General features: G+C 68.2%; 17 protein-coding genes and 5 pseudogenes. 15 read left to right on the top strand and 7 right to left on the bottom strand.

The features are described from left to right. Positions 1–85: 85 nt before the first annotated feature. Together OG905_RS39110 and OG905_RS39105 are read right to left on the bottom strand one after the other, a co-directional pair. Positions 86–559: an SDR family NAD(P)-dependent oxidoreductase gene (locus tag OG905_RS39110; RefSeq protein WP_443044064.1), complete on the bottom strand. Its 474-nt coding sequence runs from the start codon at positions 557–559 to the stop codon at positions 86–88. A 56-nt stretch (positions 560–615) separates the two neighbouring features. Beyond that, positions 616–843, bottom strand: coding sequence for a hypothetical protein (locus OG905_RS39105; RefSeq protein WP_443043912.1), 228 nt, complete (start codon positions 841–843; stop codon positions 616–618). Positions 844–1,643: 800 nt separating this feature from the next. On the opposite strand from OG905_RS39105, the gene OG905_RS09200 reads away from it, so the two are divergent. From OG905_RS09200 to OG905_RS09185, 4 genes are all read left to right on the top strand, one after another. Further along, positions 1,644–3,140: an MFS transporter gene (locus OG905_RS09200; protein WP_328667240.1), complete on the top strand. Its 1,497-nt coding sequence runs from the start codon at positions 1,644–1,646 to the stop codon at positions 3,138–3,140. A 187-nt stretch (positions 3,141–3,327) separates the two neighbouring features. Then, positions 3,328–4,233: an NADP-dependent oxidoreductase gene (locus tag OG905_RS09195; protein ID WP_328667239.1), complete on the top strand. Its 906-nt coding sequence runs from the start codon at positions 3,328–3,330 to the stop codon at positions 4,231–4,233. A 963-nt stretch (positions 4,234–5,196) separates the two neighbouring features. Beyond that, the gene (locus tag OG905_RS09190) at positions 5,197–6,144 is read left to right on the top strand and encodes a quinone oxidoreductase family protein (protein WP_328667238.1); all 948 of its coding nucleotides are present in this window, start codon (positions 5,197–5,199) and stop codon (positions 6,142–6,144) included. Positions 6,145–6,309: 165 nt separating this feature from the next. Beyond that, on the top strand, positions 6,310–7,542 hold the full coding sequence (locus OG905_RS09185; protein ID WP_328667237.1) for a glycosyltransferase family 4 protein: 1,233 nt from the start codon (positions 6,310–6,312) through the stop codon (positions 7,540–7,542). Between the two features lie 30 nt (positions 7,543–7,572). On the opposite strand, the pseudogene OG905_RS09180 reads toward OG905_RS09185, so the two are convergent. The 3 genes and pseudogenes from OG905_RS09180 to OG905_RS09170 all read right to left on the bottom strand — a co-directional run. Then, positions 7,573–7,731, bottom strand: a pseudogene (locus OG905_RS09180) (IS110 family transposase); the annotation flags it as partial. 179 nt (positions 7,732–7,910) lie between these two features. Beyond that, positions 7,911–8,710 (bottom strand): IS5 family transposase gene (locus OG905_RS09175; protein WP_328682134.1). Its coding sequence is split into 2 segments (ribosomal slippage): positions 7,911–8,372 and positions 8,375–8,710, totalling 798 coding nucleotides; the frame shifts between segments, so codons are not numbered across the junction. A 281-nt stretch (positions 8,711–8,991) separates the two neighbouring features. Beyond that, positions 8,992–9,198: pseudogene (locus OG905_RS09170) on the bottom strand (DNA-binding response regulator); the annotation flags it as partial. Positions 9,199–9,335: 137 nt separating this feature from the next. Between OG905_RS09170 and OG905_RS09165 the strand changes: the two are divergent. Then, positions 9,336–11,829 (top strand): annotated as a pseudogene (locus OG905_RS09165) (MMPL family transporter). Here OG905_RS09165 and OG905_RS09160 read toward each other — a convergent pair. Together OG905_RS09160 and OG905_RS09155 are read right to left on the bottom strand one after the other, a co-directional pair. Further along, positions 11,783–12,103 (bottom strand): annotated as a pseudogene (locus OG905_RS09160) (TetR/AcrR family transcriptional regulator); the annotation flags it as partial. The pseudogenes OG905_RS09165 and OG905_RS09160 overlap by 47 nt on opposite strands. A 4-nt stretch (positions 12,104–12,107) precedes the next feature. Next, a pseudogene (locus OG905_RS09155) lies at positions 12,108–12,454 on the bottom strand (IS481-like element ISMva2 family transposase); the annotation flags it as partial. A gap of 713 nt (positions 12,455–13,167) precedes the next feature. On the opposite strand from OG905_RS09155, the gene OG905_RS09150 reads away from it, so the two are divergent. The 10 genes from OG905_RS09150 to OG905_RS09105 all read left to right on the top strand — a co-directional run bounded on the left by OG905_RS09150 (position 13,168) and on the right by OG905_RS09105 (position 25,337). Continuing rightward, positions 13,168–14,832, top strand: coding sequence for a phage tail sheath subtilisin-like domain-containing protein (locus OG905_RS09150; protein ID WP_328667236.1), 1,665 nt, complete (start codon positions 13,168–13,170; stop codon positions 14,830–14,832). 57 nt (positions 14,833–14,889) lie between these two features. Next, positions 14,890–15,339 (top strand): phage tail protein, encoded by a 450-nt coding sequence (locus tag OG905_RS09145; RefSeq protein ID WP_328667235.1) that lies wholly within the window; start codon positions 14,890–14,892, stop codon positions 15,337–15,339. 23 nt (positions 15,340–15,362) lie between these two features. Next, positions 15,363–15,830, top strand: a complete 468-nt coding sequence (locus OG905_RS09140) for a hypothetical protein (RefSeq protein ID WP_328667234.1) — start codon at positions 15,363–15,365, stop codon at positions 15,828–15,830. Next, positions 15,827–15,988: a DUF6760 family protein gene (locus tag OG905_RS09135; protein WP_328667233.1), complete on the top strand. Its 162-nt coding sequence runs from the start codon at positions 15,827–15,829 to the stop codon at positions 15,986–15,988. Before OG905_RS09140 ends, OG905_RS09135 begins: the two co-directional genes overlap by 4 nt. 3,368 nt (positions 15,989–19,356) lie before the next feature. Next, the gene (locus tag OG905_RS09130) at positions 19,357–19,797 is read left to right on the top strand and encodes a phage tail protein (RefSeq protein WP_328667232.1); all 441 of its coding nucleotides are present in this window, start codon (positions 19,357–19,359) and stop codon (positions 19,795–19,797) included. An 87-nt stretch (positions 19,798–19,884) separates the two neighbouring features. Continuing rightward, positions 19,885–20,589: a CIS tube protein gene (locus OG905_RS09125; protein WP_328667231.1), complete on the top strand. Its 705-nt coding sequence runs from the start codon at positions 19,885–19,887 to the stop codon at positions 20,587–20,589. Positions 20,590–20,692: 103 nt separating this feature from the next. Continuing rightward, a complete protein-coding gene (locus OG905_RS09120; protein WP_328667230.1) occupies positions 20,693–22,465 on the top strand; it encodes a VgrG-related protein in 1,773 nt (590 codons plus the stop codon). A 101-nt stretch (positions 22,466–22,566) separates the two neighbouring features. Further along, positions 22,567–22,896: a PAAR domain-containing protein gene (locus tag OG905_RS09115; protein WP_328667229.1), complete on the top strand. Its 330-nt coding sequence runs from the start codon at positions 22,567–22,569 to the stop codon at positions 22,894–22,896. Position 22,897: 1 nt separating this feature from the next. Further along, positions 22,898–23,401: a GPW/gp25 family protein gene (locus OG905_RS09110; RefSeq protein WP_328667228.1), complete on the top strand. Its 504-nt coding sequence runs from the start codon at positions 22,898–22,900 to the stop codon at positions 23,399–23,401. Next, positions 23,388–25,337: a putative baseplate assembly protein gene (locus OG905_RS09105; RefSeq protein WP_328667227.1), complete on the top strand. Its 1,950-nt coding sequence runs from the start codon at positions 23,388–23,390 to the stop codon at positions 25,335–25,337. The genes OG905_RS09110 and OG905_RS09105 overlap by 14 nt, the downstream gene beginning before the upstream one ends. Positions 25,338–25,365: the final 28 nt, after the last annotated feature.

Here is a 25,365-nt window from a genome sequence, read left to right as displayed (position 1 = left end):
AGGGAGTATGGAGTCGAAGATCCCGCCTCTCGACCCGGATTAGTGCCTGTTTGACTACGCAGACGCCATTGCGCTCAGCGCCCGTTCATGGAGATTGAGGCGCGGCGGTCACCCTCGGGACGAGGGCCACGGGAGGGAAACATTCAGCCGGTGACGGGTGGTTCAGCGGTGGCCGTCTGCTCGTGCCGCGGCGGCCGGCGGCACGAGCAGACGGCCCGCCCGGCACGACGTCAGATCTGCGCTGTGCCCTGGACGATGACCTCGTTGACGTTGACGTTGACGTTGACATGACGTTGATGTTGTCCGGCTGGGATGGCGTAGCCGATGGCCTGGGCAATGACCGAGGTCGATACCGACCGCTTCTCCGGAGTGGGTGAGCTCGGTCATGGTGAGGCCGGGGCTGACGTCTGACGCGGACGTCGGTGGTCTCATGGCGCAGGCCATCGGACACGGCGCGTACGGCGAACTTCGTCGCGCCGTACACGACTCCGGTCGGGTCCACGCAGTGCGCGGCGGTGGAGACGACGTTGATGATGTGCCCGGAGCGGCGCTCGCGCATGGCGGGCAGGACCGCCGCGAAGCCATGCAGCACGCCGCGCAGGTTCACGTCGATGTTCATTCGTCGACGCGCAGCTCCTCCATGAGGGAGAGCGGCATCACGCCGGCGTTGTGAAAAGGACGTCGACGCGCCCGTGGCGGTCTTGTTGCGACGGCGACGAAGGCCTTCACGCTGTCGCGATCGGTGACGTCCAGCTGCGCGGACTCGGCGTGGTGGCCGGCCTTGGTGAGCTCGGCACTCGGGGCCGCAGGGAGCTGCGGTGTGCCGGGGTCCGCGTGGAGCAACGCCAGTTCGCGCTTTCTGCGGCGGTCAGTCGGCGGAATGTACCGGTCGTTGTGGGGAGGCGGGGGTCCCGCCGTAGGTCGAGCATGGTCATGTCGAGGTCGGTAGCGGTGCAACTGGTGTCCGGACTGCCTTCGGCGTGGCGTTTGTTGATGAGTTCGCCGTTGATCGTCGGTCTGCTGGGCATCAGGTTTCGTGCACTGCAAGCCCCGGGACCCGGAGGCCAAGGCCTGGTCGAGCGGGCCAACGGCTATCTGGAGACTCCTTCCTGCCCGGTCGACATACACCTAGCCGGTGGCGAGCGGTTTTGCAGGGGTGAGTAGCTGGAGGCTGGATTAGCCGAGAGTGGAGCTGCGCCATGACAACGCGTGCCCCCTTGATGTCCTGGAGGCGCAGCGACGCGACCCGCCCGCATCCACAGGGAGCAAGGGATTCGCTGGAGGCAGGCTGCTACGGACAGTAGCCTGCTCTATACCCGGGTGAGGATGCCCGCTTTCGCAGCTCCAGGTACGCAGATGCGTGATTGTACGGATGCCCGCGCTTGCTGCCCGGGCCACTCTCTACCCACCACATCGGATCCCTTCAGGCCTGGCCGGAGATCAGGTCTGCGGCCCGGTGTGCCCGCTTCCAGCCGAGCGCCGGGCTTGCCTCCGCCGGCAGGGCTCCCGCTCGGCGTGAACAGCATCAACCCCCCATGCCCCCACCGGAGGCGCGGACCGACGCCGGTACGCCCCGCGCCTTCGCCGGCTGTCGCCCGTATCCGCACGTCGTTCGACTTCAAGAATCCTTACGGAGTACCTCCATGCCGCAGACCACCGCCGGCCGTCCCCTGAGATCCGGGGGAACCGCGCCCCCGCGGACGTCGCCGCACCGATGGTGGATCCTCGCAGTCATCGGCATCGCCCAGCTGATGGTCGTCCTGGACGCCACAGTGGTGAACATCGCCCTGCCTTCCATCCAAGGGGATCTCGGTTTCACCGACAGCAACCGGCAGTGGATCGTCACTTCCTATTCCCTGGCCTTCGGCAGCCTGCTGCTGCTCGGCGGCCGCCTGGCCGACCTCATCGGCCGCAAGGCGGTCTTCATGGTCGGCGTCGCCGGATTCGCCTCGGCCTCCGCCCTGGCAGGCGCCGCCTGGAACTTCGAGATCCTGGTCGCCGGTCGTGCCCTGCAAGGGCTGTCCGGCGCCATGCTTGCCCCGGCGGCGCTATCCCTGCTCAACACCACCTTCACCGACGCGAAGGAGCGAGCCAAGGCGTTCGGCGTCTACGGCGCGATCACCGGCGCAGGTGGCGCGACCGGCCTGCTGCTCGGTGGCCTGCTCACCGAAAGCCTCAACTGGCGGTGGACGCTGTACATCAACCTGGTTTTCGCCGTCATCGCGCTCACCGCCGGATGGATCCTGCTGGGACGCAGTGCGCGAACCAGCCGCACCAGGCTGGACCTGCCCGGCACTGCGCTGGTGTGCGCAGGACTCTTCGCACTGGTCTACGGCTTCTCCAACGCCGACATCCACGGCTGGTCCTCTCCCGCGGCCTGGGGCTTCCTCGCCGACGGCGCGGCACTGCTGGCCGTATTCACCTGGTGGCAGACACGAGCGGCTGCCCCGCTGCTGCCGCTGCGCATCCTGCTGGACCGTAACCGCGGCGCGTCTTTTGCCGCGGTCGCCGTCTGCGGCGCGGGCATGTTCTGTGCCTTCCTCTTCCTCACCCTCTACCTGCAAAACATCCTGCGCTACAGCCCGGTCACGACGGGCCTGGCGTTCCTGCCGATGGTCTGCGGGCTGATGGTCAGCGCACAGCTGTCCAGCCGTACCCTGCTCCCGCGCCTGGGGCCCAAGTCGGTGGTGCCGCTGGGGATGGGTATGGCCGCCGTCGGAATGGTGTGGATGACCGACCTCGGACTGAGCAGCACCTACGCCGCCGACGTCCTCCCCCCGCTTCTGCTCATAGGGCTCGGCCTCGGGCTGGTGATGCCTGCGGCGATGAGCCTGGCCACCGACCGTGTCGCCGCCGAGGACGCCGGTGTGGCATCCGCCGCCGTCAGCACCATGCAGCAGATCGGCGGTGCCATCGGCACGGCCCTGCTCAACACGCTGGCCGCGAGCGCCCGCACGCACTACCTGGCGGGTGAACCGCCTACCCCTGAACGGGCAGTGCAGGCCCAGCTGCACGGCTTCTCAACCGCCTACTGGTGTGCGGCCGGGATCTTCACCGCCGGGCTGGTGGCGACTGGGCTGCTCTACCGCAAGGGCCCGGTTTCCCACGACCCGGATGTCCCAGCAGCGGTTCACACGTAACCGTGAACTCCGGGCCTCGCTGTCGGGGTCGTTTGCCGGCCCTTCGACCGGCTTCCTGAGCCAGGCCGGCGGGCGGCGGCACCGCATTTCTCGTCAATCACACGCGCTGTATGATACATAGTAGGCAGCAATCATACGACCTGATTGATTCAGCTCGTGTCTACATTCCCCTCTCTCAGGAGCATCAATGTCTACTGCGATCACCTTCTCCGAGTACGGTGCACCAGACGTGCTCACACTCTCGGAGGTCGAGACGCCGCAGCCGGGGCCGGGCCAGGTCCGGATCCGGGTGCGGGCGACTGCTGTCAACTCGATCGACGTGCGCCTCCGCGCGGGGAAGATGCACGGCTTCTTCCCGGTCGAGTTCCCGGTGGTCCCGGGCTGGGATGTGGCCGGGGTCGTCGACGCGGTCGGCGAGGGCGCCACCGCATCGATCGGGGACGAGGTCTTCGGCGTCGCCTCAGTTGGCGGCTACAGCCAGTACGCGCTGCTGGACCAACCGGTGGAGAAGCCGGAGAAGTTGTCGTTCGAGACGGCGGCCGCGATGGTCACCGTCGGCGAGGCCGCTTACCGGGCGCTGAGGCATCTCGGCGTCAAGGAAGGCCGGACTCTGCTGATACACGGAGCCGGCGGCAGCGTCGGCACGATCGCTGTACAACTCGCCGTCGTCCGCGGCATCACCGTCGTCGGCACGGTCGCCGAGCAGGACATCGAGCGCGTCACCGGGCTCGGCGCCATGGCCGTCCTGTACGGCGAGGGCTGGGTCGAGCGGGTCATGGCCGCCGCGGACGGGGTGGACTTCGTGTTCGACGCCTGCGGTGCGGGCGTGCTGCCCGACTCCGTCGCTCTGGTGGGCGATGCGGGCAAGGTCATCACAATCGCCGACCCATCGGCCCAGCAGCACAGCGTGCGATTCACCGGTATGGACCCGGCCGACCGGTTCCCGCAGGCACTGCCGCTGCTGGCCGACCTGATCGTGGCCGGCAAGGTCGATGTCCCCGTTTGGCGCGCCTACCCGCTCGCCGAGGCCGCGCAGGCCCACGCCGACATCGAGGCCGGCCGCAGCCAGGGCAAGGTCGTCCTTCTGCCCTGACTCACTGCCGTCGCGTCACCCCCGGCTGGAACGGGGCGAGGCGGCCGGTTCGGCGTAGCACCAGCACCCGACGGTTCCTCTGGAACAGCAACGGGCTCTTGCCCGAGAGCTCGCAGCAGGCACGACCCGCGGATGCCCAGCAAGACAACTTCCGGGCTGCTACCAGCCGGTGCCCCGAAGTGACTGCATGTTCTCGATCACCCCCCTCACGAAAGCGAGCACCTCTCATGAGGCGATACACCAACCGGGAGAGTTGGCCTCCCGCACCACCCTTCAGCAAGCTGCGAGGCACCGACTCGCGCCGACGGCGCCCTGTCCAGGGCTGCACTCGGCTCGTGCCCGGCCCGGTGCCGATTGTCGTCGGTGTACTTGTGCTGGCACGAATTGCGGCTCGTCGCCGCCAGGCCGGTGACGGATGGACTCTCGGGCACGGCGCCCCCCACATGTTGTGCCGACGGCAGCGCCGAGGACCTCAGGACTCCGGCCTTCGCTCGTGCCGAGACAAGGAGACACGGGGCGATGCTTCCGAAGACAAGCCCCCGACGTAGCGCCGGTGCACGAGATGAGCAAGACCGCCTCGATGGCAACGGACCGATGACGGGCGTTTGTGAATGCCCTTGACGCCGACTCTCCACCGCAGCGACTCCGGTGCCACCCCGTACCCAACGGTTCTTCCCGCGACATCCGCCCGGCCACTGATTCCTTGGAGGCTGTGATTACGCGCCATCCGAGTACGGCTTCGGATGCTTCCTGGCCCGAACCACCCGCCTGCCCGCACGTGTTCGGAGCGGCTGAGCACAAGGCGTTTGAGGGCACTAGGCGCCAACCAATACCACCCGTGCGTGGCCTGCCGTCGTGCCGGCTCTATGGCCCGACGGGCCAACACTCGCTCGCCATTCGCCTGGGATATGACACACGTCGAAGCGTTGCTGCTCGGCACCTGTTCAGAGAGGAACTGCAGAAATGAAGCGATTGCAGTATCGGCGTCGCGGCGGACCGGAAGTGCTTGAATGGGCCGAAGTCGACGGGCCGAAGCCGGGACCGAATGAGATCGTCGTCGATGTCAAAGCTGCGTCGATCAACCCGACCGACATCAAGATGCGCACCGGTGAGCTGGGCGTGGCGAACATGTTCGGGGAGCCGTTCCCGAAGGGCATGGGCCTCGATTTCGCCGGTATAGTCCGCGAAATTGGGCAGGGCGTCTCGGCAGTCGCGCCGGGTGACGCGGTGACGGGCCTGTCCGCCTCACGGTATCGGGGTTTCGCGGACCTTGTCTTGATCAAGGCAGACAAGGTGCGGCGCATCCCCGACAGCGTGACCTTCGCTGAGGCGAGCACACTGCCGATGGGCGCTGCGACTGCGGCGAAGGTTGCCTCCAAGTACCTGACACCGCGCCCCGATCAGGCCGACTATCACGTCGCGGTCCTCGGTGCTGGTGGCGGAATTGGGCTCTACACCGTGCAGTTCGCACGGGAAGCGGGGGCTCTTGTGACGGCCGTTGCCGGCGGCCTGGCCGCTGATGCGCTCCGATCGTTCGATCTCGATCGAGTCCTTGACTACCGAACAGAGACCCTTGCCGCAAGCGGTACGCGCTTCGACACCATCATCGACCTGTCCGACCGGTATACGTACCAAGATGTCGAAGCTGCCCTTTCCCGGAACGGGTGCTTCCGCACGATGACGCCGACCATGCGGCATCTGCGGACCCTCGCAACGGAGAGGCGCGCAAAAGCCGCGTTCGCGCTGGCGGACATCAGCGGCCTCGACAAAGCCATCGCGGCCATCAGCAAGAAGCGGCTGATCACCAACGTCGGCGCGACCTTCCCGATGGAGAACGCCATCGACGTGCTACGTGACTTCGAGGAGGGTCGTCTCAAGGTGGTCGGCAAGGTCGTTCTCACTCGCCCTTGACGCGACGCTGAAGATGCCGGTGTGACGCCGGTGATGGTGAGGGCAGGGCCTCTGCCAGCTCGCGGTTGTGACACCGTCCGAGTACCAGGAGGCCCTGTTCTCGAAGTTGTACCCCCACGCCTGTGGCTCACGTCGGCATTTTCTCTGCTTACCTCCGGAAGTTGCATGAAGATCTCTTTCCTTCTCCATCACGCCTACGGAGTGGGCGGCACCATTCGCACGGTGTTCAACCTCGCCGGCGCGCTGGCCGACCGCCACGATGTGGAGATCGCTTCTGTGTTCCGGTACCGCGAGTGGACCAAGTTCCATCTCGGCCCGGAAATACGCCTCACGCCCCTCACAGACATGCGCGTGGGCGGCGATGCCGAACGCCCCCTGCACAGCAGGCCCGCACGCTCTTACCCGGCCAGCGACGGTCGGTATGTGCAGCACAGCAGACTGACGGAGAATCGGATCAAGGCATGGCTGGCTCATACCGATGCCGACGTCGTGATCGGCACGCGGCCCGGACTCAACGTACTCCTGGCCCGCTTCGCGCCCCAGCACGTAGTGCGGATCGGGCAGGAACACCTCACCCACAACAGCTACCGGTTCGCCCTGCGCACCCAGCTGCGCCACTGCTATCCGCAACTGGATGCCCTGGTCACGGTTACTGAAGCAGACGCGGAAATCTACCGCCAACACATGCCCCGCGTGCGGGTTACCGCCATACCTAACAGCGTGCCCGCGCCCACAGTCGAACTCTCAAGCGGAACAGCACCGCTGGTCGTCGCCGCAGGACGACTCGTCCCCGGCAAGAGATTCGACCAGCTCGTCGATGCCTTCGCCGGTGTGGTCAGCGAACGTCCAGACTGGCGTTTGCAGATTTACGGGGACGGCCCGGAACGCAACACCATCCAAGCGCGCATCGACCATCACGCCTTGAACGACCACGTGAAGCTGATGGGAACCCACACCCCGATGGACGCCCAGTGGGCCAGCGCCTCCCTTGCCGCCGTCAGTTCCAGCGGCGAATCCTTTGGCATGACCATAGTCGAGGCCATGCGCTGCGGCCTCCCCGTCATCAGCACCAACTGCCCCCTGGGGCCGGCTGAGATCATTCACCACGGAAGCGACGGGCTCTTGATCCCGGTGAACGACCCGACCGCAATGGCCCAGGCCCTACTGAGCCTGATCAATGACAACCAGGCACGGCGTCAGATGGCCCACGCTGCCCGCGACAACGCACGATGCTTCGATCCGCACCACATATCAGCTCGATACGAAGCCCTGTTCACTGAATTGCTGCACGCCCGAAGCGCGGCTCGCCAAGGCTGGGGAAGGAGACTCTCCGCCGCCCGCACCGAAGTGATCTTTGTCTTGACAGAGCGTCTCTTCCGCGCCCTCAACCGGTCCTGAATGGCAATCCGGCATCGAGCAACGACCTGACTGATCTGCGGCCGGCGCTGCGGCGGCCAGCGCATCCTGCTGGGCCCGTGCGAGCACGGCGATGGCCTGCACGAGCTCGCAATCCGCAGGCAGTGGCCGGTGGGCGGCCGTGTCGGTCCGCAGAATGTTGGCCAGAGACGCGGCATCGACGGCGTCGGACTACGGCAAGCCAGGTGTCCTACGTGGCGGGACAGGTAGTTTCCCGGTCTCCGGTCTTCCTGCCCCGGCAGCAAGCTGCCTGCGTCAGGTACTCGCCTCCTGACGGAAGCGCCCCGCCGCCCGCCCGTGGGGGGATTCGGCAGCGGGGCGCTTCTTGCGGCTCTCCCTTAGAGGTCATCTCATTTGGTGAGTCTGCGGTAGCAGATGAGGGTGCAGGCGATGCTGGTGAAGGCGAGGAAGTGTTCGGCTTTGCGCTCGTAGCGGCGGTGGAGACGCCGGCAGCCGGCCAGCCAGGCCATGGTGCGTTCGATGGTCCAGCGGTGGCGGCCCAGTCGCTGCGAGGTCTCGATTCCCTTGCGGGCGATGCGGTGCGTGATGCCGCGTCCGCGTAACCATCGCCGCAGGTGGTTGTAGTCGTAGCCCTTGTCGGCGTGGAGCTTTCCCGGCTTGCGTCGCCGGTGTCCGCGGCGGGAGCGGATCGGTGGTATGCCCTTCACCAGGGGGATCAGGGCCTGGCTGTCGTGCAGGTTCGCCGCCGAGATTCCGACGGCCAGGGGCAGACCGGTCCGCTCGGTGATCAAGTGGATCTTCGAGCCGTACTTGCCCCGATCGACAGGATTCGGACCCGTCAGGTCCCCCTTTTCAGGGCCCGCATGTTGACCGAGTCGATCGCGCAGCGGGACCAGTCCAACTCGCCGCGGGAGCCGAGTTCGTCGAGGACCAGGCGGTGGAGCTTGGCCCACACTCTGGCTTTCGTCCACTCGGAAAAGCGCCGATGGGCTGTCGCCCCCGAGGGTCCGAACGACGCTGCGGGCAACTGCTGCCACGTGCAGCCTGACGTGGCCACGAACACGATCGCGGCCAGCACCTCCCGGTCACCATGCCGACGCCGGCCACCGCCCTGAGGTCGCAACGGCGCCTCCGGCACCACCCGCTGGAACAACTCCCACAACTCATCCGGCACCAGCCGCTCAACGATCCCCACCACGGCCCATAGCCTACCGAGTCAGCCAAATGAGATGACCACTTAGAGAAAGACGTCGATGCTGTCCGCCCTTTGTGTCCAGCACGTCGTGCAGGGCGAGGCCCTGGTTTCGGTCCAGTCTCGCAGGCGCCACAGCCCGTCACGCCGCTGCAGCGAACGTAGCTTGGGCGGAACGGCTCTCCAGTCGACGTTCCGTCAACACCGCATATGCAGTTCTCACGGACATTCCGTGATCCTGTGGCGCTGCGTGTGCGGCAGCCTTGTCACCAGCATGCACGGCCGAGCGCGCGCTCGTCGCCGTCCGGCAGCATCACATCGAGCAGGGCCACGTCCGGCCGGATGCGCCCGGCGAGCGCGAGCGCCTCACTGACGGTGCCCGCGGTCACCGGGAAGCGGTGGTAGCGCAGGGCGATCGCCAGAACGTCCGAGATGTTCTCCTCGTCCTCGACGAGCAGGACGGTGGCCCCCTCGTGCTGCCTCATTGGCGGTCATGCACACCAGTATGCGTTTCCGCCCGGGTCCGCGTCGGGCGCGGGGATCGGATCCCTCCGCCCACGGCCACAGCCGATGCTGGTGCTCAGGGGGGAAACTTGATGAAGGAGTGAAGAGCGTGACGTCATTGGCGCGGTGGTGCTATCGGCACCGGCTGCTGGTTCTGCTGGTGTGGGTGGGGGTGCTGCTCGGGGTAGTCACGGCGGTCTCCGCGAAGGGCACCGACTACGCGAACGTCTTCTCCCTGCCCGGCACGGACTCCAAGAAGGCGTACGACCTTATGGAGAAGGCCTTCCCGAAGACCGCGGGCGACACCGACACGGTGGTGTGGAAGGTCGATCAGGGGTCGGTCCGGGACGACGCCGTACGGGCTCGGATCGAGCCCGCGCTGGCGGAGATCGGGCGGAAGCCGGGCATCGGCGCGGTCGCCGGCCCGTACGCCGGTCCGGAGGGCGTGGCGCAGATCAGCAGGGACGGAAAGATCGCCTACGCCCAGATCACCTTCACCAAGCGGGCGAACGAGGTGTCCGAGCAACTCGTGCAGGACGTCGTCGACACCGCGCAGGCCGCCGAACGCGACGGTTTGCAGGTCGAGTTGGGAGGTATGGCGATCTCCCAGATCCAGAAGCCGCCCGCGGGCCTGTCCGAGTTGGTCGGCATCGCGGCGGCGGCGATCGTGCTGTTCCTGGCCTTCGGCTCGCTCTTCGCGATGCTGCTGCCGATCGCCGTCGCGGCCTTCGGCGTCGGCCTCGGACTGTTCTCCACCCAGCTGATCAGCAATGTCACGGACGTGCCCGAAATCGCCCCGCTGCTCGCCACGCTGATCGGCCTCGGTGTCGGCATCGACTACGCGCTGTTCATCGTCACTCGGCACCGGCGCGGCATTCTGCGGGGCCTGGATCCCGAGGAGTCGGCGGTCACCGCCCTCAATACCTCGGGCCGGGCAGTGCTGTTCGCCGGCGGCACGGTGTGCATCGCGCTCGCCGGGATGCTCGTGACCAACCTGCGCTTTCTGGACGGCGTTGTCATCGGCACCTCGCTCACCGTCGTGCTCAGCGTGCTCGCTGCCACCACCCTGCTGCCGGCGCTGCTCGGGCTCCTGGGACCGCGGGTGCTCAGCCGCCGGCAGCGGCGCCGCCTCGCGGCGCAGGGCCCTGAGAAGGAGCAGGTGGGCGGACTTGCCGCCCGCTGGTCGGACACGGTGCAGAAGCGTCCTCGTACGGTCGCGGCGCTGGCCGTGGTCGCCATGGTGGTCCTCGCCCTGCCCGTGCTGTCCCTGCGCCTGGGCGCCGCCGACCAGGGCAACGACGACGCCTCACTGACGACCCGGAAGGCGTACGACCTGCTTGCCGAGGGCTTCGGCCCCGGCTTTAACGGGCCGCTCCAGGTGGTCTCGGCGGGCGGGGACGCGACCGCGCTGGCCGAGGACATCCGCGACACCCGCGGAGTGGCCCGGGTCGCCGTGCTGCCAGCCGCGCAGGGTGTCACGGTCATCCAGGTCATGCCGACCACTTCGCCGCAGTCCGAGCGGACGGACGAGTTGATCGACACCCTGCGCGCGGAGGTGATCCCCAAGGCGGGCGCGACGGCCCACGTGGGCGGGGTCACGGCGGTCTCGAAGGACTTCGCGACGGTCACGGGCGACCGAATGCCGTACTTCGTCGTGACCATCATCGGCCTCGGATTCCTGCTCCTGATGATTGCCTTCCGCTCGCTCGTGGTGCCGCTGACGGCCGCCCTGATGAACCTGATCGCCGCAGCCTCGTCCTTCGGCGTCCTCGTTGCGGTGTTCCAGTGGGGCTGGGGCCTGGACCTGCTGGGCCTCGGCAAGGAGGGACCGATCCAGGCCTTCCTGCCGGTCATCAATCTCGCCCTGCTGTTCGGCCTGTCGATGGACTACCAGGTGTTCCTGGTGAGCCGGATGCACGAGGAGTGGGTGGACACCAAGGACAACGCCCGCGCGGTCCGCGTCGGCCTCACGGAGACCAGCCGGGTGATCAACTGCGCGGCCCTGATCATGGTCTGCGTCTTCCTCGCCTTCGTGCTCAGCGGCAACTCGGCAGTGGCGATGGCGGGCGTCGGGCTCGCGGCGGCGGTCGCGCTGGACGCGTTCGTGCTGCGGACGGCGCTGGTGCCGGCGGCGATGCATCTGCTGGGCCGGGCGAACTGGTGGCTGCCGGGCTGGCTGGACCGCAGTCTGCCCCACCTGGCGGTGGAGCCGCGCGAGGAGGAGCCGGACGAGATCCCGCGGCCGGTCGGCGCGACCGCGGCGCTCGGTATCGTTCGGGACGCGGAGAACGACCGGTCGAGGGTGCGGCCGTGACGCTGCTGTCGAGGGGAGGCCGCCGGCTGGACCGGGTCACGTCACTCGCGGACGGCTCCTACAACCTGTCGGTTCCGGTGCCGGGTACGTACCTCGTAGCGGTGACGGTCCCTCGTACGGATCCCGGGCCCGGCACGTCGTCGTGGCGGCGGAACCGCTGGTGTACGACGTGGAGCTGACGGGCGACGAGGTCGACGCGATGACTGAGCGCTCAGGGGCGCCTGTCCGTGGTGGGCGCCCCCGGCCCTTCCGGCCGGATCCCGAAGCGCCTTGGTCATCCCCGGCAGGAAATCCGTGAACGGCTCGTGCACTTCGTGGACGAGCGTCCCCAGCACCCGCAACCGGGCCAGTGCGATGTCCCGCGCAGTGAGGCGGGCGCCACGCTGCGCGAGCCGGTAGCTGGACTCGCAGCCCTCGGTCCGGTCGAAGATCCAGTACAGGACGAGCCGCATCTGGGCGAGCCGCATCAACTCGGGCAGCACGTCCCAGAGTTCCTCCGGCACCCTGGCCTTCGAACCAGCCAGCACCTCCCGGTGCATGCCGACTGCCTCCACGCGCGCGTGCTCGGACTCGGTGAGGCCCTACGCGGTCGAGGAGTTCGCGCCGCAAGGACTTGTGGAACCGCTCGATCTTGCCGGTTGTGGTGGATGAGCGGGGTTTGGTCAGTCGGGCGGTGATGCCGTTGTCCCGGCAGATCCTCTCGAAGAGGACCTCAGCCGGGAACGGCTTGGTGTAGCGGCCGGTGTGTTGCCGGTCAGCAACTCTGGCGGCACTCGGTACACGGTCATGGCCTCGGCGAAGGCGGTGCACACCGCGCGGCCAGACGGCTCGGCGACCACCTTGGCGAGGACGATGAACCGGGAGTGGTCGTCGATACCGACGACGAGCTTGCACTCACGGCCACTGGCCAGGAACACCCGGCCATGAGGTCGAGCTGCTACAGCTGCAGCAGCCGCATCAGGTCGGACTGGCTACCGTGCACTCCCTTGGTTGAACGACCCGTTCATCAAGAAGACTTGCGCGATGGCCTGCCCCTTGTTCAGGGAGCAGTCACCGAGAGCGGAAGCCCACCCCGGGCAGACACTCGCGCGTTCCCGAACCATGACCGGCAACACCACTTCGCGGGACACCATCCCTCGTCGGTGATGTCTCTGCCGCATGGAACATTCCGCATGCGCTTGTCGAGTGGGTGGCCATGCTGGCGGGAGGGCTGCCCGGGCAATCGTGCTGTAGCTGTGGCATCAGCCATGGCCCACCCGGGCCAGTTACCGGTCGATACGAGCGTCGGCGGCGCTGCGGGAGAACGGCTGGACGCTGGCGGAGGAGGCCGATAACACAGCCCAGCTATCCGTTGGCTGCTGGTCAGGGGCGCTCCACTGGGGCCTTCGCGGGTCGGGCACAGCCCGTCACGCTGCCGCAGCCGAGCGTAGCTTGGGCGGAACCGCGCACCAGCCGACGCTCCGTCAAGACCACAGTGTCGTAAGGATCGGCATGCAATTCTCACGGATATTCCGTGATCCTTTGGCGCTGCGTGTGCGGCAGCTTTGTTACCAGCAGCGCCGTCCCCGGACTCACCCGGTGCCTGAGCCGGATCAGCTGAGTTGTCATCAAGTGACCGTGCAGTTAGGAGTGATGGGTGCCCAACTACTTGTCCCCGGGCGTCTACCTGGAGGAAATGGAGAGCGGATCCCGCCCAGTTGAAGGCGTGGGCACCGCAGTTGCCGCCTTCATCGGGTTCGCCGATCAGGGTCCGCTGAACGAGCCGGTGCGCATCAGCAACTGGAGCCAGTTCACGAACGTCTTCGGGGACTTTTCCGAGGGCTGTTATCTCGGTCATTCCGTGTACGGATACTTCGCGAACGGCGGCGGTACGTGCTACGTCGTACGTGTGGGAGGTTCCAGCGGCGCCGCGGCGGTGGACGCCGACGATTCGTCAGCCGTGGGAACTCTCGCCGAGGCCCCCCGGCATGAGCTGGGCAGCTTCCGTGTCGCAGCGCTGCCTTCTGCCGCGGACAAGGATGTGACCGTGGAGGTGGAGCGCGCGGCGGGGAACGACACGGCGGCGAAGACGCGCCGGCCACCGGGAGTCAAGGCGGGCAAGGACACTGGGGACGGTGAGGCCGCGGGGCAGGGCGATGCCAAGGGTGTCCAGGACGGTGAGGGTTCCTACAAGCTGTCGGTGAAGGTGGGGGGCTCGCTGGTCGAGTCGTTCAACGTCTCGACCGACCCGTCCTCGGACCGCTACGTGGCGACGCAGGTCAGGGAGCGCTCCAAACTTCTGCTCGTGGAGGAGGCCACTGCTTCGACGGGGGCCGCTCTCGCGCTGCCCGACAGGCAGACACTGGTGCTGACCGCGGACGCCGCCGCTGGGGGCGAGGCAGGGATCGCAGGTGGGACGGTCGCTCGCTACGTGGGCGATGTCAGTCGCCGTTCGGGCCTTTCGGGGCTCGAGGCGATCGACGACGTGACGATGGTGGCCGCCCCTGACCTGATGACCGCATACGAGCGTGGTGACCTTTCCCGCGAACAGGTCAAGGCCGTGCAACTGGCGATGATCAACCACTGTGAGGAGATGGCCAATCGCATGGCCATCATCGACCCCCTGCCGGACCTGAATCCCACCGCAGCCTATGAATGGCGGCAGAACGAGACCGGGTTCGACTCCAAGTTCGCGGCCCTCTACTACCCCTGGATCAAGGTGGCCGACCCGTCCGACGGGGATACCTTCATGATGCCGCCGTCGGGGCACGTCGCGGGGCTCTGGGCGCGCAACGACGAGGCGCGTGGCGTGCACAAGGCGCCGGCGAACGAGGTGCTGCGCGGAGCACTGGACCTGGGAGTCCAGATCACCAGGGGGGAGCAGGAGCGGCTGAATCCGGCTGGCATCAACTGCATTAGAAGCTTCCCCGGGCGCGGCATCCGGGTCTGGGGGGCACGCACCCTCTCCAGTGATCCCGCCTGGCGCTATCTGAACGTGCGCCGGCTCTTCAACTATCTGGAGGAGTCGATCTTCTTGGGGTCCCAGTGGGTGGTGTTCGAGCCCAACGACGAGCGGCTGTGGGCGACGGTCCGCCGGAACGTCGCAGCATTTCTCGTGGGGGAGTGGCGCCAGGGCGCACTGTTCGGTGCCACCCCGGACGAGGCGTTCTACGTGAAGTGCGACGGGGAGACCAATCCGCCGGACGTCATTGAATCCGGCCAGGTCATCTGCGAGATCGGTGTGGCCCCGGTCAGGCCGGCCGAGTTCGTGGTCTTCCGGATTTCACAGGAATCACCCGGCGGAGCCGGCACGGCTGCCTAGCCGCTCTCACACAGGACGGTGCCCCTGGTGCACCCATACACACATTGAGGACCAGCAATGCCAGATACGCAGGACAACTTCGTCGTTCATGCCTTCGGTATCCAGATCGACGGCGTTCAGCTCGAGCAGCTGAAGAGCGTCAGCGGGATCAAAATGCAGCAGGACGTCATCACCAGTCAGCACGTGACCGACCAGGGCATCCCGTACGTCCGGAAGCAGCCCGGCGCGAAGGCGCCAGGGAGTGTCACGATCGCGCGCGGAAAGGACAAGAGCAAAGCCCTCACCGACTGGTTCCAGCTGACGTACGCCAACGGTGACGTGGGCAAGGCCCGGAAGAACGTCACCATCGAGATGAAGGACAACACCGGTAAAACGGTGCAACGCATCACGCTCGCGAATGCCTGGCTGAGTTCCTGGCAGACCGGGGACCTGATCGCCGGCCAGACCAACGCGGTGGAGGAGATCGTCACCATCGAATGCGAAGAGTTGAAGGTAGAGGACGCGTGAGGCGAGGGCGGGTTACGGAGGCCATGACCCCGGTGATGCCGGGGCCGACTGCTCCGGGCGAACGCGCCGCGTCGTACTCGCAGGCCTCGCCCGATGTGGCTGCGGTTGCGTCCCCCGGGCCCGTAACCCCCCGCACGGAGTTTCCCTTCACCTTGCCGCGCGGCTATGTGGATGGGGACGGGAACGTTCATCGCGAGGGCGTGATGCGTTTGGCGACGGCCCGCGATGAGCTCATTCCGCTGAAAGACCAGAGGGTGCAGGAGAACCCGGCCTATCTCTCGGTCGTGCTGCTGGGACGGCTGATCCCGCGGCTGGGGACCCTGACCGATGTGCACGCCGGCATCGTCGAGGGGATGTTCGCGGCTGACCTCGCCTTTCTTCAGAGGTTCTACGAGAAAATCAACACGGACGGCACTTCCCTGGCGACGACGGTGTGCCCGGAGTGCCGCCATGAGTTCCAGGTGGACATGGGGAGTCGCCTGGGGGAATGACGGTGTACGCGACCGAGGACCTGTATGCCGAAATCGCGTACATCGCCTACCACTTCCACTGGCCGCTGAGCGAAATCCTCGACCTCGACCATGGGGAGCGCGGGCGCTACATCCGCCAGATCAGATCCATCAATCACCATGTGGCAGGCAGGGGTTAGGAACGTGGGGCTTCGAAAGTTCCGCAGGAGTAGCGGACAGAGCGGCGCGGAACCCGCCGCCGTGGCCCGTGCGCTGACGGACAAGACCATGGAACCGAGGGACTTCGAGGACTCCCGAGGCCCTCAGGCCGAGGTGCGGATCCCCAAGATCGTTACGCCCGTCGCCACCGCCTGCACTGGAGGGGTGCGCACGGTCACGTACGCGCCCGGCGTCGCCGCATCCCTGGCCTCATGGCGCGACTGCCGCTTGAGCGGGAGCGGGCTGTCGCTGGTGAACCCGCAGGCGCCCCTCATGTTCCGGTGGGTCACCAGCATGTGGGGCGGCGTGTATCGGCATCGTCACCGCCAACCGGCGACCCTCCTTTGGGCCGACGACTTCCGCCACGACGATGCGCAGGTGTGGGAGCAGGGGGGCCGACCGGTTGTTGAGGAGGCCCGTGCCGGTGCCACTGCAGAGAAAGGCGCCGCTGCGGTGGGCGGCCTTGTTCCGGCGGACGGCGAAGGCTTGGTCGCGAGGCACATGCGTGCCTCCGGGAGTGCTGAGAGCCGTGACCACCGTGCCGCGCGGTTGCGCACAACGTGGTGGCGCCGGGCGGGTGCGCGGCTGGTCCGTACTGCCGACGGCGCGGCCCGGGCCTCTGTCACGTCTGCTCTTGAGTCCCGGGCCGCGGTGGCCGATGCTCAGTCCACCGCTGTGGATACCGGTCCGGTGGTGCATGCCGGGTCTTCACCCGCGGTGTCATACGCGACCCATGCTCCTGAAGGATACGAGGAATCCGGCGTGCCCGGCCTGACGAGCGCGCCCGCGATGTCCCCGGAGCGGCGTCAGAGAAAGCGCGCCGCCACCGAAGGCAGCCCCCGCGATGTGGGCGACGCCGGTGCACGGAGAGGGGCGGACAGTACGGCACGCGTGAGCAAGGACACTGGGCCGCGGACCGGCCGGCACGAGGGCCCGGCAGCGTACCGGCGTGCCGGGCCTGTGCGAGCGGTGTCACCCGAGCACCTGGCGGGGCACTCGGAACGGTGCGTACCTGAGGGCGAGTGGGACAGCGCGCGACACTCCGTCCGATCGGAGCCGAGTGCGGCGACGAACCTGCATCGGGATCCGGTTGCTGAACGACCTCGTGCAGGGCAGGCGAGCAGCACGCCTGGCGGGGAGGCGCGCCAGCACGGGATGGCTGCTGAACGGAGCCGTCGGGTGCCGATGCGGAGCGCACAGAAACGGCACGTCCGTGGCGCCCTGCCATCTGACGGCGGTCCGGACTCGGAGCTTGCGCCCGAGGCGGGGCCTGGTCCAGCAGCGGGCCAGGGGGGTGAGCAGGCCGGCGCGCTTCGCAACAGCGGTCGTGGCCCGAAGACCGCACACGAGGCCGAGCCGCTCTCCGACTGTGCTGCGGATGGTGTCGCAGCAGTCCGTGTGTCCTCGTCGGCCGACGCGGTCATCAGCCAAACGGCTGTAGGGCAGGGTGGGGCACCGGGTTCGCGGCATGAGGTGCACACCGCCCGGGAACTGCCGCTCGCCCCGCTGGAGGCGTTGCAGAAGCAGCACCTCGCGGAGCCTGCCCCTCGGCCCGCCAACGACCCTGGACATGAGGGGCACATCCCCGTCCCCGTCGGTCACGAACGTCCGCGGAGCGGAACGGCGAGTGGCGCAAGCCAAGACCGTACCGGTGCACGAGGGACAGATGACGACCGTCCTCCCACCCCCGTCCCCGCCCCCCGCACAGAGTCACGTGCTGCCCACACCGAAGAAGGTCTCCGACGGAGTTCCGTCAGCGGCACTCCTGCCACTGCCGATGCTTCGGGCCACAGTGCCGCAACACGCTGGGAGGAGCCGGCCCCGGGACGGCCGCAACGGCATGTGGCGCACGGGGTTGTGCCTACACCTCGCGCGGTTGCGAACCAGGTCTGGGCGCCGCCGGTCTCCAACTCGGATGCGCGGGAGAGCAGGGGGGCCCCAGGAACGGGACGCACGCCGGGTACGCCGCATCAGCCGCATGCGTCCGGCCTGCCACAGGACGAGGAGCGTTCCCACGCGTCGGTGCCTCCGTTGGTGCAGGGGCGTCCCCGCACGTCCACGCACGCGTCGGCGCACGAGCCCTCCAACGACAGGCCGACGGCTCATTCCGCTTCGTTGCCGCCAAGACGCAAGCAGGCCGAGGCAGTCAGGGCAGATGCCCAGGGCGCCGTCATGGCTGTGCCCGTCGCAGCAACCGCAGCCGACGAAGCTGAGCGGCCGCACCCCAACACCGGGGGTCGGCCCCGCCCTGACACCGGGGGTCGGCCCCGCTCGACAGGCGCGGCTGCTGTGCCGGTATGGCTCGCTCGTCCGCACTCTCCGGAAGGGAACGCAGCGGACCGGCCTCGGGCGCAACGGACCGGCACTGCTCCTCACGAGGGAGCGGCTGTGCGCGTCCGCGCGGAGGCGAAAGCGGCGGAGAGGTCGCTGAGTTGGCTGCCTTCGCACCTGAACGGCGCTGCATCCATGCCGGATGCAGCGTCCACGCGATGGACGGAGTCCTGGCGTGCACTCGACCGCATGGTCGGAGGGGCCGAGGCAGCTGTCCGCACTGGGGCAGGACGGGCTCGCATCTATGAAAGGACGACCGACCCGCGCGGACGGGTTACCTGGTTGCAGGACCGGCTGATGGCGAAAAGCGGTGATGGCCAAACCAGCGGCCCGACGAGCACGTCCCTCCCAGAAGAACGCCCGAGAACGGTGCTGACGGAGGACGACGTTGCCGATTTGCCGAGAGCGTTCTCTCCGCCCAGGGTGGCCAGTGTATCTCGGACGGTTCCCGCCGGCGCAGAGCCCTTCACGGCGCAGCGGCCGATCGGCCGGCGAGCAGCATCATCGCCGGCCAACGGACCAGCCTCGTACGCGTGGAGACCATCACAGAACGGGCAGCAGCCAGCCGCCTGGTGCGGTGGCCCGCAACACCAGGCGGCGGCGACTGCCGGGGACGCGGTCGGCGCAGAGCCGGTCCCCCACGCCGATCCGGTGCGTGCGAGGACGACGTCACGCGATCCGTCGCCGCACCGGCCCAGGACTTCCCCCGTTCCTCACAACCATCAGCGCCGTAGTGCTGTACGGGGAGGGGGACCGGCAGGACATACAGGGCTGGTCACGCCCATCGCGGCGGGCGCGCCGCACATCAGCCTGGACTCTCGGGCCGCGTACGCGAACGTACCCGTCTCCGGCGAGTGGTTCCGCAGCGGCGCCGGGCTGCCGTTCGACAGACCGGAGCCGCAGGACGTCATGGCGGGCCCGGACCGGCAGACACGGTGGGGTGTGTGGCCCGAACAACTCGCGCGCCGGCGGCCGGCCAAGGACGAAGAGCCGGCACAGCACGAGGAACGGGGCATGCATGGAGCGTAATGCGGTCGACCCGGGGACCACCCATCGGTTCCGCCTTGTCATCGACGGGATCGACCTCGGTGTGTTCACCGGGTGTACGGGACTGTCGTGCACGGTCGAGGTGGAGCAGTACGCCGAGGGTGGCCGCAACGACTCGACGTGGTATCTCCCCAAGCGCGTTTCGTTCCCGCCCCTGGTGCTGACGCGTCCGCTGACCGCCGAGGCTGAGAAGACGAGCCAGTGGGTGATCGACGTGGTCAATGACTCCCGGCAGCGCACAGGGCAGATCGCATCGCTGTCGGCGACCGGCGCGGTGCTGGCCAAGTGGGACCTGCTGAACGTGGTGCCCATCTCGTGGAGCGGGCCGAACTTCGACGTGTCGGCGCCGATGGCCGCCACGGAGGTGCTGGAGATCGTCCACCACGGCTTCTTCAAGGCAGGCACTACATGAGACGTCACGATGCAGATGACCCGGGTCGCCGTGGTGACCCGATGTTCGCCCTGCTCCTGCATGCGTGGATCACAGAAGGGAGCGGGCATGCCGGGTGAGAGTCTCGACAAGATGGTGCGGGCGTCGCTGGAGGTGTACGCCCCGCCGAGCAACGGGGGGACCGACCCCGGCGTGGGGGTGGACACGATTCACCTGCAGTTCAACCCCGCCGAACTGGCCCTCGTCAAGGAGGCCGCGTGGACGCGCCACCACGTGCGCTCCGCGCCACGGACCGCGGTGCCGGAGTTCACCGGGAGCCTGCCCCGTGTGCTGGCGATGACGGTGCTGCTGGACGGTGCGGACCAGCGCGGCGGGTCGGTCGACGCGCGGGTCACCAAGCTGCTGGAGTGCTGTGCGCCAACGGAGAACAGCATCGATGCGGACCAGCCGTCACCGCCCTGGGTCAGGTTCTGTTGGGGGGACTTCGCCTCGGTGTCCTTCCTTGCGTATCTGCGCACGTTGCAGGCGACCTACACCCGGTTCTCCTCACAGGGCAGCCCCCAGCGGGCGGTGTGCGCGATCAAGCTGGAGGAAATAGGCGGGGCGACGAAGGGTCAGAACCCCACCTCCGGCTCGCCGTCGTCGCGCCGTGCCCGGACGGTCGTGGCCGGTGATTCGCTGCAGTCCATCGCATACCAGGAGCTGGGCGGTGCGGCGGCTTGGCGGGCTGTCGCCGAGCTGAACGGGCTGTCCGATCCCTGGCGGCTGCTCCCAGGCACACAGGTCCTGCTGCCGGGCCGGCACGACGACTGACGCCGGACGGCGGCGCGGACCAGGTCGCCGTACGCCATCGCATTGTCATCGAGGCCCCCGGCCAAGGTTTCAACCACCGAGCACTCGCAGAGAAGAGGAAGTCGTGGAGCGGCACACCGCAGGACTCGACGTCCGGGCCGCCGGGCGGTCGCTGCCCCGTCCCTGGGGTCTCGCCCTGGCCTGGGCGGTCGTCGAGGAGTCGGGCCGTGAGTCGGCCTCGGCCGAGCTGGGATTCCGCGATCCGCGATGCGAGCTGCCGGCCACGCACGGGTTCACGCTCGGCGCACCGCTGAAGCTGGTGGCCCGGGACCCGCGCGGGACCACCGAATTGTTCGAAGGAGAGATCACCGGTTGTGAAGTGCGGGCAGGGGGTGCCGGCACCTTCAGCGTCGTGCGGGCGGAGGACCTGGCGCACCGGCTGAAGCGGGGGCGCAGGGTTGCCAGCTACCAACAGATGTCCGCAGGGGAGATCGCCCGCTCGCTGGCTGACAAAGCCGGGCTGAAGATCGGTCAGGTGGACGGTACCTCGCTCGTGTATGAGTTCCTTACCCAGCCCGGCATCTCCGACTGGGAATTCCTCACCCATCTCGCGCGGCAGAACGGCTTCGATGTCTTCGTGCGCGCGGGCGCCCTGCACTTCAGACCGCCGACGACGGCGTCCGCCGCGCCGTCGCGCCGGACGCGGGCCGGGCAGAGTCCGTTCGTCCTGGAGTACGGCCAGAACCTGGTGCAGGTGCGCTCCGGCGCCTCTCTTCGGGAACAGGTAACCGGCGTGGAGGTGCGGGGCTGGGACCCGGAGCGCAAGCAGCAGCTGGTCGCCGAGCGCAAGGTGGAGGCCGCGGCGACCCGGGATGTCCGGTGGAGGGCCCCCGGCACATCCGTGGCCGGCCAGCCGTTGCGGCTGTCGTCGGTGCCGCGGGCGACCCAGCACGAGGTCGAACTGGTCGCCGACGCCATGGCACAGGAGGTCGCGGCCGGTCTCACCGAACTGCATGCCGTGGTACGGGGAGAGCCACGGCTGCGGCTGCGCTCGGCGGTCACGCTCAACGGGCTGGGCAACCAGTACGGAGGCCAGTACATCGTGACGTCGGTACGGCACGAGTACCACCCGGAGACCGGCTACACGACCGAGGTCGCGGTGTCCGAGGGCGACGACCGGTCATCTGCCGGCGGCCCTGGTGACGCCGAGGGCGGCGCGCACCGGATGCCGGGCTTGGCGCCCGCCGAAGTCGTCGACATCAAGGACCCCAAGGACCAGGGACGGGTTCGGCTGCGGTACCCGTGGCTGTCGGACGACTACGTCGGCAACTGGGCCCGCACCGTTCAGCTGGGAGGCAGCAAAGGCGGCGGGGTCGTCCTTCCGGAGGTCGGCGACGAGGTGCTGGTCGGCTTCGAGCAGGGGAATCTGGACCGCCCGTACGTGATCGGCGGCCTCTACAACGGAGTCGACAAACCGAGCCCGCACCAGGTCGACCTGCTCGACAAGACCAAGGGCACCACGAACCGCCGTTCCTTCGTCTCGAAGAAGGGTCACCGGCTCGAGCTGCTGGACGCGGACCAAGGCCCGCTGGGCGTGCTGCTGGCCACCGGTGACAACAAGTTCCGCATCGATCTGGACCAGCACGGCACGCGGGTCGCCATCCACAGCGACGGCGCTGTCGTCATCGAGGCGCAACGCGCCGTGGAGGTGAAGGGCAACGGGATCACGATGGACGCCGGTTCAGGGTCCCTCAAGCTCAGCGGAAGTCAGATCAAGCTGTCCGGTCAGCAGGTCGAGGTGTCCGGCACGGACGTCAAGGTCACCGGAACCGGTGCGGTGAAGGTGCAGGGCGGCACCCTTGCCGAGATCTCCGCAGCACTGGTCAAGCTCAACTGAACAGTGGAGAACACCCCTTGCCCGTCCCCCATCCCCCGAGCAGTCCGCAAACGTCGCACGACAGCCGCGCGGCGCAGGCCATAACGAGAGGAACCGTGACCATGCCCCCCGCAGCACGGATCGGCGACGCCACCTCGCACATCCCCAACCCCACCCCCGTCCCGGTACCCGTCGGCACCGGAGCCATCACCGGACCACCTCTGGTCCCCAACGTACTGATCGCGGGTCAGCCCGCTGCCGTGGCAGCGTCGTTGGCCACCTGTATGTTCCCCGCCCATGTACCACCGCTGCCTCCCATGCCGCTGATCCCGGTTCCCACGCCCGGCAAGACCGTGCTGATCGGCGGCATGCCGGCTGCCCGGCTCGGCGACAAGCTGCCGTGCGGGGCCGCAGTCGTGGGCGGGGCGCCGACCGTGCACATAGGCGGCTGAGGTGTCGGAGTTCTTCATCGGCAGGGGCTGGGCGTGGCCGATGGGCGTGAGTCCGTCCGGCGGAGTGGCCATGGCCGAAGGCTGGCCCGAGATCGAGCAGTCGATCCGACTCATCATCGGCACCGAGCCCGGGGAGCGGCCGATGCGGCCCGAGTTCGGCTGTGCTGTACGCGACCAGGTCTTCGGCTCGTTCGACGCCTCAACCAGCGGCGCCATTGCCGGGGAGGTGCGACGGGCCCTGGACCGCTGGGAACCACGCATCGTCGTGGACGACGTGGAGGTCGTGCAGAGCGCGGACGAGCAGGACGTGCTGCAGATCCATGTGCGCTACCACCTGGCTGCCACCAACAGCCGCCGCAACCTCGTCCATCCGTTCTATGTGATCCCTCCCCACGACAGGGGCGGGACACCGGCAGAGCCGGCCACGGGTACACCCGGTGAGCCCGGTGTTCCAGGCACTCCCCACGCTCCACAAGAAGAAGACCGGAACCATGTCACTGCCTAGCCCGAACCTTGACGACCGGCGCTTCCAGGACCTGGTCGACGACGCCAAGCGGTTCATTCAGCGCCGCTGCCCCGAGTGGACCGACCACAACGTCTCCGACCCGGGAGTCGCCCTCATCGAGGCGTTCGCGCACATGGTCGACCAGCTCAGCTACCGTCTCAACCAGATACCGGACAAGATCCACCTGGAATTCCTGGACCTGCTGGGAGTGAAACTGCTGCCCCCCCAGGCAGCGCGGACGGAGCTGACCTTCTGGCTCTCAGCAGCCGTGGAGGCGGCCGTCCCCGTACCCGTCGGCGCGGAGGTCGCCACGCCGCGCACCGGGCACGGACCTGCCTGTGTCTTCACCGTCGACCGCGAACTGGACATCGTGCCCACCGCGTTCAAGCACATCGGCATGGCGGAGGCGGGCCACGGCGCGGTGCTGGTCACCGAGCGCTTCCTGGCCGGCGAGAGCGTCACCTGCTTCTCGTCCCGCCCCACGCCGGGCGACAGCCTCCTGATCGGGATCACCGAGGCCGTCCCGCGGTGCGCACTGGCGCTGCGTATCGACTGCTCGCTCGAAGGCATCGGCGTGGACCCGCGGCGACCGCCGCTGGTGTGGGAGGCGTGGTGCGGGGATGGCTGGCTCCCGTGCGAGGTCGACCGTGATTCCACCGGGGGTCTGAACCGGCCCGGTGAAGTGGTGCTGCTCGTGCCGGAGGGCCACGCGCCCTCGCTGATCGGCCGCCGCCGCGCCGCATGGCTGCGCTGCCGTGTCGTCGAGCCCGCCCCAGGGCAGCCGCAGTACTCCGCCTCTCCCCAGGTCAACGCGGTGGAGGCCTTCACCGTCGGCGGCACCACTACGGCCGTGCACGGCGAGGTCATCACAGGCGAGGAACTGGGCACCTCAGACGGCACATCAGGGCAGCGATTCGTTCTGGAGAGGGCACCTGTCGCCGCAGGCTCGCTGAGCACCGTGATCATCGAGGAGCCCGGCGGCCGGCAGGAATGGACCAGGGTTGAGACGTTCGCCGATTCCCTGCCCGATGACCGGCACGTGACGGTGGACGACGTCACCGGAGAGGTGCGGTTCGGCCCGGCGGTACGGGAACCGGACGGCACCGTCCGCCAGTACGGAGCCCCGCCTGCCATCGGTTCCCGCATCAGCGTCGCCGGATACCGCAGAGGCGGCGGGCGCGGAGGCAACGTCGCCGCACGCACGCTGACGGTCCTGCGCACTCCGATCGCACTGATCGGCCGAGTGGAGAACCGCACCGGCGCGGCCGGGGGCGTCGACGCCGAGTCGGTGACCGCGGTCAGACAGCGTGCCGCGCAGTGGCTGCGCACCCAGGACAGAGCCGTGACCGCACGGGACTACGAGGCGATCGCACGGGCCGCCTGTCGCGAGGCGGGCCGCATCGAATGCGTCACGGACACCGAGGAAGGCGGCGGTGCGCTGGTGCGCGTCCTTGTCGTACCCCAGGTTTCCGACCGTCAAGTGGTTGAGAACTGCCAGGAGTTGATGCCCTCGCAGGGCATGCTCGACGCGGTGACCGACGCCGTCGAGGCGGCGCGCCCGCTCGGCACCCGGGTGGCCATCACCGGCCCGGCCTATCAGGGCGTGACAGTGGTCGCCGAGGTCGAGCCCGTGCGGCGCAGGCAGCCGGCAGCCGTACGCGAGGAAGTGCTGCGCTCGTTGTACGCGTTCCTCAGCCCGCTGCCATCCGAAGACGGCAGACACGAGGGCTGGCCCATCGGGCGCGCCCTGCGGATGAGCGACGTCTACGCGGTGGCGGCGCGCTGCACCGGAGTGGAGGCGGTGAGGAAGGTGGAACTGTATGCCGCCGATCTGTCCACGGGAGAGCGCAGGCTCGCCGAGCAGCGGATCGCGGCGGAGCCGACGACGCTCTTTCTGCCCTACCGGCACGAAGTGGCCGTGACCAAGCCCCGATAGCAGAGCCCAGCGCCACGACACCACACGC

This window comes from Streptomyces sp. NBC_00322, assembly GCF_036147535.1.
Classification (GTDB): Bacteria; Actinomycetota; Actinomycetes; order Streptomycetales; family Streptomycetaceae; genus Streptomyces.
Note: the sequence above shows the minus strand (reverse complement) of the source record. Positions and strands in the feature narration are given on the sequence as shown.